Source organism: Pseudomonas sp. R62, from assembly GCF_000257605.1.
GTDB classification, from domain to species: domain Bacteria; phylum Pseudomonadota; class Gammaproteobacteria; order Pseudomonadales; family Pseudomonadaceae; genus Aquipseudomonas; species Aquipseudomonas atacamensis.
The window spans coordinates 1,485,446-1,497,434 of sequence record NZ_JH635998.1; the positions used below are offsets into that span (position 1 = coordinate 1,485,446).

12 protein-coding genes are annotated in these 11,989 nt (G+C 60.3%); 4 read left to right on the forward strand and 8 right to left on the reverse strand.

Annotated elements, in window-relative coordinates; all coding sequences use genetic code 11:
• From OQK_RS07970 to OQK_RS07985, 4 genes are all read left to right on the forward strand, one after another.
• Positions 1–584, forward strand: a 584-nt coding sequence (locus tag OQK_RS07970) for an urease accessory protein UreF (protein ID WP_016771909.1), incomplete at its 5' end; no start/stop codon positions are given.
• A gap of 23 nt (positions 585–607) precedes the next feature.
• Positions 608–1,222 (forward strand): urease accessory protein UreG, encoded by a 615-nt coding sequence (gene ureG, locus OQK_RS07975; RefSeq protein ID WP_016771910.1) that lies wholly within the window; start codon positions 608–610, stop codon positions 1,220–1,222.
• 27 nt (positions 1,223–1,249) lie between these two features.
• Positions 1,250–1,822 carry a HupE/UreJ family protein gene (locus OQK_RS07980; RefSeq protein ID WP_016771911.1) on the forward strand — a complete coding sequence of 191 codons (573 nt, stop codon included), beginning with the start codon at positions 1,250–1,252 and terminating at the stop codon, positions 1,820–1,822.
• Between the two features lie 179 nt (positions 1,823–2,001).
• Entirely contained in the window at positions 2,002–3,135 is a 1,134-nt protein-coding gene (locus tag OQK_RS07985) for an AGE family epimerase/isomerase (RefSeq protein WP_016771912.1), read from the forward strand.
• A 63-nt stretch (positions 3,136–3,198) separates the two neighbouring features.
• Here OQK_RS07985 and OQK_RS07990 read toward each other — a convergent pair whose 3' ends face one another.
• The 8 genes from OQK_RS07990 to OQK_RS08025 form a co-directional block, all read right to left on the reverse strand.
• Entirely contained in the window at positions 3,199–4,104 is a 906-nt protein-coding gene (locus OQK_RS07990) for a cation diffusion facilitator family transporter (RefSeq protein ID WP_016771913.1), read from the reverse strand.
• 176 nt (positions 4,105–4,280) lie between these two features.
• Entirely contained in the window at positions 4,281–5,045 is a 765-nt protein-coding gene (locus OQK_RS07995; RefSeq protein ID WP_016771914.1) for an SDR family oxidoreductase, read from the reverse strand.
• A gap of 743 nt (positions 5,046–5,788) precedes the next feature.
• On the reverse strand, positions 5,789–6,505 hold the full coding sequence (locus OQK_RS08000) for an ABC transporter ATP-binding protein (RefSeq protein WP_016771915.1): 717 nt from the start codon (positions 6,503–6,505) through the stop codon (positions 5,789–5,791).
• The gene (locus tag OQK_RS08005; protein WP_016771916.1) at positions 6,502–7,374 is read right to left on the reverse strand and encodes an ABC transporter ATP-binding protein; all 873 of its coding nucleotides are present in this window, start codon (positions 7,372–7,374) and stop codon (positions 6,502–6,504) included. The genes OQK_RS08000 and OQK_RS08005 overlap by 4 nt, the downstream gene beginning before the upstream one ends.
• A complete protein-coding gene (gene livM / locus OQK_RS08010; protein WP_016771917.1) occupies positions 7,371–8,672 on the reverse strand; it encodes a high-affinity branched-chain amino acid ABC transporter permease LivM in 1,302 nt (433 codons plus the stop codon). Before livM ends, OQK_RS08005 begins: the two co-directional genes overlap by 4 nt.
• A gap of 3 nt (positions 8,673–8,675) precedes the next feature.
• On the reverse strand, positions 8,676–9,590 hold the full coding sequence (locus tag OQK_RS08015; protein ID WP_016771918.1) for an ABC transporter permease subunit: 915 nt from the start codon (positions 9,588–9,590) through the stop codon (positions 8,676–8,678).
• A 245-nt stretch (positions 9,591–9,835) separates the two neighbouring features.
• Complete coding sequence (locus OQK_RS08020) at positions 9,836–10,969, reverse strand: ABC transporter substrate-binding protein (RefSeq protein WP_016771919.1); 1,134 nt, start codon at positions 10,967–10,969, stop codon at positions 9,836–9,838.
• A 367-nt stretch (positions 10,970–11,336) separates the two neighbouring features.
• Positions 11,337–11,989 (reverse strand): NAD(P)/FAD-dependent oxidoreductase (locus OQK_RS08025; RefSeq protein ID WP_038860730.1); only part of this gene is annotated, 653 nt, incomplete at its 5' end.

The window sequence follows — 11,989 nt, forward strand, 5'->3', positions numbered from 1 at the left end:
ATAACGGCCGGGTCCACAACCCTGACGCCGCCCGCCGCTGGATCAGCGATCAACTGCTGCTCAATCTCGCCCGCTTCGAAGCGCCGCTGCTGTTGGCGCATTGCCAAGCCGCAGCAGATGAAAACTGGGCCGAGCTACGACAACTCTGCGAGAGCCACCGCGCCAGTCGCGAAACCCGCGAGTTGCATCTGGAGAGCCGGCAGATGGGTTACTCCTTGCAGCAGTTGTTGAACGGCTTGCCGGAACTCGACGAGCCTGCCCGCGACTTTCTTGACCAGACCACAGAACCGCACCTGGCCTTGTGCTGGGCGCTGGCAGCACGCGCCTGGAGCATCAGCCCGCAGGACGCTCTTGCCGCGTGGCTGTGGAGCTGGCTGGAAAACCAGCTCGCCGTGTTGATGAAAACCCTGCCGTTGGGCCAGCAAGCCGCCCAGCGCCTGACCAGCGAACTGCTGCCGCTGCTGCAACAGGCGCAGCACGATGCAACCCGCATAAATCCCGAACACATCGGCAGCGCCGCCTTTGGCCTGTCCCTGGCGTGCATGGCCCACGAGCGCCAGTACAGCCGTCTCTTCCGCTCTTAGGGCTGTTTATTTTGGAGAATGAAATGGATACACAACCTCTGCGCGTCGGCATCGGCGGCCCGGTCGGTTCCGGCAAAACTGCGCTGACACTCGCCCTATGCCTGGCCCTGCGCGAGCGTTACAACCTCGCCGTGGTCACCAACGACATCTATACCCGCGAAGACGCCGATTTCCTGGTGCGCAACGAAGCCCTCGCGCCGGAGCGGATCATCGGCGTGGAAACCGGCGGCTGCCCGCACACGGCGATCCGTGAAGACGCCTCGATCAACCTCGAAGCGGTCGATCAACTGAACCGGCGCTTTCCCGGGCTGGATCTGATCCTGGTGGAGTCCGGCGGCGACAACCTCTCGGCGACCTTCAGCCCGGAGCTGTCGGACCTGACCATCTACGTGATCGACGTCTCCGCCGGCGACAAGCTGCCGCGCAAGGGCGGCCCGGGGATCTGCAAGTCCGACCTGCTGGTGATCAACAAGATCGACCTCGCGCCACTGGTGGGCGCCTCGCTGGAAATGATGGACAGCGACACCAAACGCATGCGCAACGGCAAGCCGTTCGTGTTCAGCAACCAGAAAACCGGTCAGGGCCTCGAGGAAATCATCGCCTTCATCGAACGTCAGGGCCTGCTGACCGCCGCCTGATCCACTTATCCACAAGGAAGCTTATCCATGACACTCAAACGCATTCTTGGCGCTCTGGCGTTGCTGCTGACACCGGCACTGGCGTTCGCTCACCCGGGCCATGGCGACAGTGGCCTCGTCGCGGGCATCAGCCACCCGATCGGCGGGCTCGACCACTTGCTGGCAATGCTCGCCGTCGGTTTGTGGGCGGCGCAGCAACAAGGCGCGGCGCGCTGGGCGCTGCCGTGCACTTTTGTCGGCACCATGTTGCTCGGAGGTTTGCTCGGTTTTGAAGGGCTGGAGTTGCCGGCGCTGGAGAGCGGGATAGCCGCCTCGGTATTGGCGCTGGGCCTGGCCGTGGCACTGGCGGTACGTCCGCCACTGGTGATGGCGGTGGCCGCGACGGCGCTGTTTGCGCTGTTCCATGGCGTGGCGCATGGGCTGGAGTTGCCGGACATGAGCAGTCCGTGGGCGTATGCGGCCGGGTTTGTCGCGGCGACAGCGGTTTTGCATGCGCTCGGTTATGGCGTGGTGCGAGTTCTTCCGCAGGCAGCGGCGCCGCTGGTGCGGTTGGCGGGTGCGGCTTCGGCGGCGACTGGCGTCTGGTTGTTGGCAGGCTGATTTTTAGCGCCTGCACTGGCCTCTTCGCGAGCAGGCTCGCTCCCACAGGTTTTGTGTACGCTGCAAATCCACTGTGGGAGTGAGCCTGCTCGCGAAGACGGCCTGACAGACACCGCCTCTCTCAAGCGGTGCTCTCTGCTACCATGTCGCGCAATCGCCCCAGCCCGTGACGCCCGCCCATGCCCCACGCTTCCCGCTCCACCGTCCTGCCCGAATTGACCGCCCTGTTTGGCCAAGTGCAGCAGCACTTCCTCGACGTGATCGTGCCGCTGTGGCAAGGCCCGGGCTGGAACGCCGACATGGCGTTGCCCTATGAGGCGCTGGACGCTACACACCAGCCGTTGCCAGCGCAACGCTATCGGGCGATGGCCTGCGCACGGCAGCTGTATCTGTTCTCCAGCCTGATCGGGGTTGTGGATAACGCCGAAGTCCGCGCCGCCGCGCTGTTCCGTTCCCTGCAACGGCACTTCCATGATGCCGAGCATGGCGGCTGGTTCTACAGCATCGACGCACAGGGCAAGCCGCTGGACCAGCGCAAGGATCTTTACACCCACGCCTTCATCCTCTTTGCCTGCGCGCATTACTGGGACAAGTCCCGGGATTCGCTGGCCGAGTCGACATTGAACGCCGCGCTGGAAATCATCGGCCGCCGATTCGCCACCGGCGACGGTTTGTACGAAGCCTGCCTTGAGCGTGACTGGCTCACCCTGCAAACCGGCCCACTGCAAAATCCACTGATGCACTTGGCCGAAGCCTTCCTCGCCACTCTGGCGGTGCGCGAAGACCCGCAGACGCAGAAGGCCCTGCTTGAGTTATGCACAGCCATGCACAAGCAATTCGTCGATCCGCAATATGGCGTGTTGATGGAGAAGCCACTGGGGGCTGTGGATAACTGGTACGAACCGGGGCACCAGTTCGAATGGTATTTCCTGCTCGAATCGTCGGCGCTGTTGCGCGATTCGAAACTGCACCGGGCGCTGGATCGGGCATTTGCCTTTACCGAGCAGTACGGCGTGCTGGAGTCCTGCGGCGCGGTGCGGGCGATGCTCGATCTGGATGGCAATGGACGGCCAAGGGATTCGACCCAACGGATCTGGGCTCAAGCCGAATACCTGCGCGCGCTGACCTTGCGGGCGGACAGCGAAGCGGTGGTGCTGCGCCAGTTGCAGGCGTTGCAGCAGCGGTTTCTGCATGCCGGCGGCTGGCATGAGTGTCGCGATGAGAATGGAGAGGTCAGCCGCAAGGACATGCCTTCGACTACGCCTTATCATTTGGCGACTTGCTATCACGGGCTGGCTGAATATCTTCGCTGACTCGTGCAAAGCAGGATTTGGGGCTAGAGGGTTACTGTGTTCTCAGCAGACATCCGGATCAGATCAGGCAATCCACTTCTTGTCCCCGGTGAAGCTGATCGTCAACCAGCGCGCCGCATCCGGCTCGCCCAACTGCGCCGATATCTGTTCACGTAGCGCATCCAGCTGCGCGACATCGCGCAGCGGATACTCCGCCGGCAACACCACATGAATTTCGATGAACCGCGCCCGACCGTGCTTTTGCACGTAGGACACGTAATCGTCGAAACCATGCTCGACCTTCGCCACCTCCATGACCTGCCTGACCTGCTCATCCAGAGTGTCCGGGGCAATACCCAGCACATCACGCAATGCCGGGCCGAGGATCTTCAACGCCGGGGGCAGCATGGTCAGCGCCAGTACGATGAGGATCAGCGGGTCGACATACACCGCCCACTCGCCATAGCCCTGGGACTTGAGCAGCAGCGCGGCGAGGAAACTGATCAACAACCCCACCGAGAGCATCGCGTCGACCAGCCAACTGATGTTGTCGAACTGGATGAGGCTGGATTTGAGCGTGCGATTACGCCGGCGCACGTAAAAGAAGTAGGCGAACTCGACGACGGTAAACACCGCCGCATAGACGATCACCAGACCCAACTCAATATCACGACCACCATTGATGATGCCGAACACGCCGTTGAGAAAGGCGTAGATGGCGATCAACAGCAGGAAGCTGCCCTCGATCAGCAACACCATCGGTTCCAGATGCCAGAAGCCGAACTGGAAACGCTGATTGCTTTGCTTGGCGATCAGCCGGGCGGTGATCAGCATCAGGATTTTGATGAATGTCGCGATCAGCGAAAAAAAGCCATCGAACAGGATGGATTGCGAACCTGAAACAAAACCGGTGACGATCCCGGCAATCGACACCGCCAGCATCAGCAGCGTCGATTGTTTGAGCAGTGCCTGCTCACCTCGGTTACTCACTTGAACGCCTCATGAAACCTTGAGCGCCGCGGGGTGCGGCCTGATGGTTGAGTGAGGAGTTTAGCTTATCGACTTGTTTTGCCTGTGCCGGCCTTTTCGCGAGCAGGCTCGCTCCCACAGGCACCGCACTTGAAAATGTGGGAGCGAGCCTGCTCGCGAATGGCCTCAGCGCGGTATCAAGCCTTGTTACGCTCGATGGCAAACCCGGCCCAGGTCTGGCTCACCGGCATCAGCTCCAGGCTGTTGATGTTGATATGCGCCGGGGTGTTCATCACCCAGAAAATCGTCTCGGCGATGTCCTGCGGCTGGATCGGCTCGGCGCCGGCGTAAGTGGCGTTGTAGCGTTCCTGATCACCGGCAAAACGCACCAGCGAGAACTCGCTTTCGCACAGGCCGGGTTCGATGTTGCTGACCCGCACGCCAGTGCCCTGCAAATCGCAACGCAGGTTCAGCGAGAACTGTTTGACGAAGGCTTTGCTCGCGCCGTACACGTGGCTGCCCGGGTACGGGTAGTTGCCGGCGATGGAACCGAGGTTGACGATACCGGCACCACGGCCGTGGGCGATCAGCCGAGGCAGCAGCAGGCGGGTGGCGTACATCAGGCCTTTGACGTTGGTGTCGACCATGGTGTCCCAGTCATCCAGATCGCATTTCGGCGCCGGGTCGACGCCGAGCGCCAGGCCGGCGTTGTTGATCAGGCCACGGAGTTTGGCAAACGACGGCGGCAGGTTGGCGATTGCCTCCTCCATCGCCTTGCGATCGCGCACATCGAGGACCAGACCATGCACTTCGGTCTGCTTCGACAGTTCAGCGCACAGGGCATTGAGGCGTTCTTCACGACGGCCGGTCAGGACCAGCTTCCAGCCAGCCTCGGCAAAACGCCGGGCACAGGCTTCACCAAAACCGGACGTCGCGCCGGTGATAAACAGGGTGTCGGACATCGTGTTCTCCTTGCTTCGGCCGCCACGGCAGCCCTTGGAATAGAAAATCAGCAGGCAGCATGCCCGCCCTCGCGGATACGGGCAACACTTGCCAGCTGTACAAAAATCAACCAGACCTGCCTAGGCCATAGCCAGCGTGGCCTGTAGCCATGTGCACGCATGTTATCCACAGTCTGCTCCACAGTTTCCGGGGGCAAGTGCAAACGCGCAAAGCCGCGCCACACAAGGCTTTGCGGGCGAAATGGAAAGTTTTTTGCTTGACCGTGAGGCGGGGGATGTGCGGCACAGGGCATTTTGCACGACGGACGGTGCAACCGGGTGATTGCGCGAGGCCAGCAATTACGGCGCTCCGCGAGGTCTTTCCAGAGTTTAGTCACAGACTTATCCACAGGCTTTTACACACAACAGTACCCGACCTGGATGCGCTATAAAAAGGTTGACAATGGCGCCTCACGCCTGCTTGAAACTTACTGATCAAAAAACAATCACAAGCCTGGAGACCACGGATTACAAGGCCTGCAACCATATACACCCACGTTATTCACAGCCAGTTCCACAGTAACCGGGGACAAGTCAAAACTGTGGAAAAACAGCCATTTGCAGCGTCTATATGTCGCGCTTTGGCAGCTTGGGGAATTTGTTTTCCACAATTTCGGGAATTACCCAATTTACCTGTGGTGGATCCCAAAAATAAAAAACCCCGGGACTCTCGTCGCCGGGGCTGTGTGCAACCGCGAGAAGAATCAGTGCCCGCCCAGATAGGCGTTACGCACCTCCTCGTTCACCAACAGTTCTTTACCGGTGCCGGTCAGGCGAATCTCGCCGTTGACCATTACATAAGCCCGGTCCGACAGCTTCAACGCATGGTTGGCGTTCTGCTCGACGAGGAAAATCGTCATCCCGGTTTTCGCCAGCTCGCGCAGCGTGGCGAAGATCTGCTTCACCACGATCGGTGCCAGACCCAGGCTCGGTTCATCGAGCAGCAACAGCTTCGGCCGGCTCATCAGCGCACGGGCGATGGCGAGCATCTGCTGTTCACCGCCAGACATGGTCATCGCCCGCTGATTGCGTCGCTCCTCAAGCCGTGGGAACAGCTCGAACATGCGCTGCATGTCCTCTTTGGCGTACTTGTCGCCAATCGGGATGGTGCCCATCAGCAGGTTTTCCTCGACGGTCATGTCGGGGAAAACCCGCCGCCCTTCCGGTGACTGCGCGATGCCGTTGGAGGCGATGTAGTGCGAGGACTTCTGCGTGATGTCGACGCCCTGATAGAGAATCTGCCCACCCGCCGCTCTCGGCTGGCCGAAGATCGACATCAACAAGGTCGACTTGCCGGCGCCGTTGGAGCCGATCAGGCTGACGGTCTCGCCTTCGTTGATCTGCAGGGAAACGCCTTTGAGCGCCTGGATCGGGCCGTAGAACACGTCCAGATTACGCAGTTCGAGGATCGGTTGACTCATACCAGTTCCTCTTCGTCGGCGCCCAGATAGGCCGCGATCACTTTCGGATCGTTGCGGATCGCTTCCGGCCCGCCTTCGGCGATGACGATGCCGTGGTCGAGAACCACGATGTGATCGGAAATGCTCATGACCATGCCCATGTCGTGTTCGATCAGCACCACGGTCAGATCGTGCTCGTCGCGCAGCAGCCGGATCATCGCGCTGAGCGCTTCGGTTTCCTGAGGGTTGAGGCCGGCGGCCGGTTCGTCGAGGCAGATGATCTGCGGGCGGGTGCACATGGCCCGAGCGATCTCCAGACGACGTTGCTGGCCGTACGAGAGTTCACCGGCGAGACGGTTGGCGCAGTCGACCAGATCGACCACTTCGAGCCAATAGAACGCGACATCCAGCGCATCGCTCTCGGCCTTGCGATAGCCCTTGGTGTTGAGAATACCGGCGAGCATGTTGCGGTTGACCCACATGTGCTGCGCCACCAGCAGGTTTTCCAGCACCGACATTTCCTTGAACAGGCGGATGTTCTGGAACGTCCGGGCCAGGCCTGCACGGTTTACCAGGTGAGTTCCGCCGAACATTTTGTAGTACATGCGGCTGAGGAAGGATTTCGGCGAGACGAAATCGGTCGGTTTGAACGACTCGCCCAGCAGCTGGATGACGTTGGTCTGCTGGCCGCGCACGTTGAGTTCGATCTTGCCGCCCGTGGCCTTGTAGAACCCGGTCAGGCAGTTGAACACCGTGGTCTTGCCGGCGCCATTGGGGCCGATCAGGGCGAAGATCGAATTGCGTTTGACCTTCAGGCTGACATCGCTCAAAGCCTTGATGCCACCGAAATGCATCATCAGTTTTTCAACAGAGAGTACGACTTCACTCATGGCGCAGTCCTCTCGTAGTGAATGGCACCTTTGCGTGGTTTGACCCCGGTGCGGCTGATGCGGATCAGCCCGCGTGGTCGCCAGATCATCATCAACACCATCAGGATGCCGAACAGCAGCACGCGGTATTCAGCGAAGCCGCGCAGCAGTTCCGGAGCGACGGTGAGCACGAATGCGGCGATGACCACGCCAATGGTCGAGCCCATGCCGCCGAGCACGACGATGGCGAGGATCAGCGCCGATTCGAAGAAGGTGAACGAGGTCGGGTTGACGAAGCCTTGATAGGTGGCGAAGAACACCCCGGCCAGACCCGCCGTCGACGCACCGATGGTGAACGCCGAGAGCTTGACCAGCACATGGTTGAGACCCATCGAGCGGCAGGCGATTTCATCTTCACGCAGCGCTTCCCAGGCGCGACCGACCGGCATCTTCACCAGCCGATGCTTGACGTACAGCACCGCCAGCACCACCAGGAACAACACCGCGTAGATGAAGTAATACTTCACGTCGGGGTTGTAGGTCAGACCGAAGAACTCATGGAACGGTACTCCGCCATCCTTCGCCCGCTTGCCGAACTCCAGGCCGAAGAACGTCGGCAGTGGCGCCGGCATGCCGTTCGGGCCGCCGGTCAGGGACAGCCAGTTGTTCAGCACCAGACGAATGATTTCGCCGAAGCCCAGGGTCACGATCGCCAGATAGTCACCGTGCAGACGCAACACCGGGAAACCGAGAATGCAGCCAGCCAGGCCTGCGGTGATCGCCGCCAGCGGCAGCACGGTCCAGAAACCCAGACCAAGATATTGATAACCCAATGCCAGACCGTAGGCACCGATGGCGTAAAACGCCACGTAACCAAGGTCGAGCAGCCCGGCCAGACCGACCACGATGTTCAGCCCCAGCCCCAGCAGCACGTAGATCAAACCGAGGATGACCACGCCGAGCAGGTAGGAGTTGGAAACAAACGGCACGATGATCGCCAGCACGATAATCAGCGGGATGATCCAGCGCAGCCGTGATTTGTAGTCCGCCGGCAGCACGTGCACACCGGAACCGCTGCTCTCGAATCCGTCAAGGATCTTCAGGCCCTTGGGCGTTTGCAGGAACAGGCTGAGGGCAAAGCGACCGGCCATGACGATGGCAATGATCCACGCCACGCGAGTCGCTTCGAGGTTGAAGCTGTAGCCGTCGAGGACCACGCCGACAATCGGCCCGAACACGATCAGCGCAATCAGGCCGGCAAGAATCGCCTCGACCAGACTTTTTTTGATATCGATGGATTTTTCAGTGGTTGCAGACATCGCTTACACCTTCGACACAAGAGGACGGCCCAACAGACCCTGCGGCCGGAAGACCAGTACGAGGACGAGCAGCGAGAAACTGAACACGTCTTTGTAGTCGGAGTTGACCAGACCGGAGAACAGCGACTCGGAGATGCCGAGGATGATCCCGCCGAGCATCGCGCCGGGCAGTGAACCGATGCCGCCCAGAACCGCTGCGGTGAACGCCTTGATGCCGATGATGAAGCCGGCATAGAAGTCGAACGTGCCGTAGTTCATGGTGATCAGCACACCGGCCAGTGCGGCCATGGCTGCACCGATGATGAACACGTAGGAAATCACCCGGTCGGTGTTGATCCCCAGGATCGAGGCCATCTTGCGGTCTTGCTGGGTCGCACGGCACATGCGGCCGAGCTTGGTGTATTTGATGACGTAGGTCAGCAGCCCCATGCCGACGAATGCGGCGATCAGGATGAAGACTTTGGTGTAGGTCAGTTGTACGAAGCCGGTACCGACTTCAACACGCCAGGCACCGGTCAGCAGCGTAGGCACGCCCTGTTGTTTGGCGCCCTGAGCGATCTGTGCGTAGTTCTGCAGAATCAGCGAAATACCGATAGCGCTGATCAGCGGCGCCAGGCGGGTCGAGTTACGCAGGGGTTTGTAGGCAACACGCTCGATGACCCAGCCATACACCGCCGTGACGACGATGGTGAAGATCAGCGTGCCGAGCATCAGCAGCGGGAAGGATTCGATACCGAAGTAAGCCAGCAGAGCCAGACTGATTGCCGCCAGGTAAGCGGAAATCATGTAAACCTCGCCGTGGGCGAAGTTGATCATGCCGATGATGCCGTAGACCATTGTGTAGCCGATGGCGATCAGGCCATAGACCGACCCGAGGGTCAGGCCATTGACCAGTTGCTGCAGGAAAATACCATCCATAACGCAATCTCACGCAGTGAGAACCTGCGCACCAAGGGTGCGCGGTTCTTCTAGGAAAAATACAGATGTACGTCGGAGCAATGTCGGAGCGTGATCAGCCCTGACCACACGGCCCCCCTTTGTGGGAGCGAGCCTGCTCGCGAAAGCGGTTGAACATTCAACGCAGAGGTTGTTTGTCAGTGCGTCTTCGCGAGCAGGCTCGCTCCCACAGGGGATCGGTAGTGATCAGATGATCGCTTCAGCCCTTACTTCTGCTTTTCCAGCTGGTGGTATTTGCCGTCCTTGTCCCACTGGTAAACCACGTAGTCGGAGACTTTCAGGTCGCCCTTGGAGTCCCAGGTTTTTTCGCCCATCACGGTTTTCACCGGATTTTTCTTCAGCCAGGCCGCAGCCTCTTCACCCTTGTTGGACTTGGCACCATTGAACGCTGCCGCCAGGGTCTGAACCGAGGCGTAGGCGTACAGGGTGTAGCCCTCAGGCTCGGTGCCGGCCTTGCGGAACGCGTCCACTACGGTCTTGCTTTCAGGCAACAGGCGCGGGTCGGCGCCGAAGGTCATCAGCACGCCGTCGGTGAATTGCGGGCCGCCAGCGGTGGTCACCAGCTCGTCGGTCACGATGCCGTCATCGGACATGAACTTGACGTCTTTCAGACCCTGCTCGCGCAGCTGGCGAACCAATGGACCGGCTTCCGGATGCAGGCCGCCGAAATAGACGACATCGGCGCCGGCGCCACGGATCTTGGTGACGATGGTGCTGAAGTCTTTCTCGCCTCGGGTCAGGCCTTCGTACAGCACAGGCTTGACGCCGCGTTTTTCCAGCTGAGCCTTGGTGGCGTCCGCCAGGCCTTGGCCGTAGGTGTCCTTGTCGTGCAGCACAACGACTTTCTTGCCCTTGAGCATGTCGACGATGTAGTCGCCGGCAACGATGCCTTGCTGGTCGTCCCGTCCGCACATACGGAACATGGCGCTGAGGCCACGCTCGGTAACTTGCGGGTTGGTCGAACCCGGGGTGATCGCGATGATCCCGGCTTCGTCGTAGATTTCCGACGCTGGAATGGTCGAGGACGAGCAGAAGTGACCGACCACGCCGGCGACTTTCTGGTTGGTGAGGTCCTTGGCGACCGTCACTGCCTGCTTCGGTTCGCAGGCGTCGTCGCCTTTGACCAGGACGATTTTTTCCCCATTGACGCCACCCGCCGCGTTGACCGCATCGGCCGCCGCCTGTGCACCCTTCATGTACTGCTCGCCGAATGCCGCGTTGGCACCGGTCATAGGACCCGCTACACCGATCTTGATATCAGCTTGAGCAAACGCAGAAACACCCAGCGCAGTAGCGACTGCGAGGGCCAGAAAGCCTTTCTTGTAAAACGTCTGGGACATGAGGTGGTGCTCCAAGGTTTTTTTAGTTGGCACTGCGACTTCACTTCACTCAAAGCTCAGAGCAAGGCCCGTGCCATCGGTTTTTTATTCTTCAAAAAGTCGCTGCGTTGTTGTTATTTCGACTGTTTCGGTCCCATTTTCATTGGGCGTGCAACCGTCTAAACCGCGGAAGGTGAAACCATTTGTTTTTTCAGGCGCAACCCGCACGCGCCATCATTGCAACCGCAGCGGCAAACGACGTGCAACCAGCCTGTAACAGCCCGCGTCACCGAACTGCACACTGCTGGTGCGGGACTGCTACAACCCGCACCATTACAGGCTAGTCGCTGGATGCAAAAGCGCCGCTTGCGGCAACAAATTTCAACACTCAAATGACGATGCGCAGGCACTGGCCCGCGTGATACAGGGAAAACCCGGCCTCGTACAGGCAACTGCGCAAGCCCACACCGGCCAGGGGCTGCATCGGTGCGAAGGGAATCGGCAGTGCCTGCGGATCACCGTTGCACAGGTAATCGGCGAAGGCTTTGCCGACCACCGTGCCGGTGGTGACGCCGCGACCGTTATAACCGGTGACGGCCACCAGTCCCGGCGCCGGTTCGAACAGCCGCATCAGATGATCGGGGGTAAACGCAATGCGCCCGGTCCAGGTGCATTCCCACTCGACCGGCTTCAGATTGGGGAAGTAATGCTGCTGTACCCGATCAGCCCAGGCCTTGAGAAACCAGGTCGGTTTCTGATTGCCATTGCCGAGGCTGCCGAGCAACAGGCGTCCGTCCTTGTCACGACGGATGCTGCTCAGCACCTGACGGGTGTCCCACGAGCCCTGCCCGCCCGGAAGAATGTCCTGCGCGGCATCTTCGCTGAGCGGCACCGAGGCAACCTGGTAGTAATAACCGGGAAAGAAATTGCGCTTGAGCTCGGTCCAGTCGCCTTCGGTGTAGGCGTTGGAGGCGATGACCACTTGTTCGGCGAGCACCGAACCCTGGGCGGTCTGTACCGACCACTTCGGCCCGACGCGCT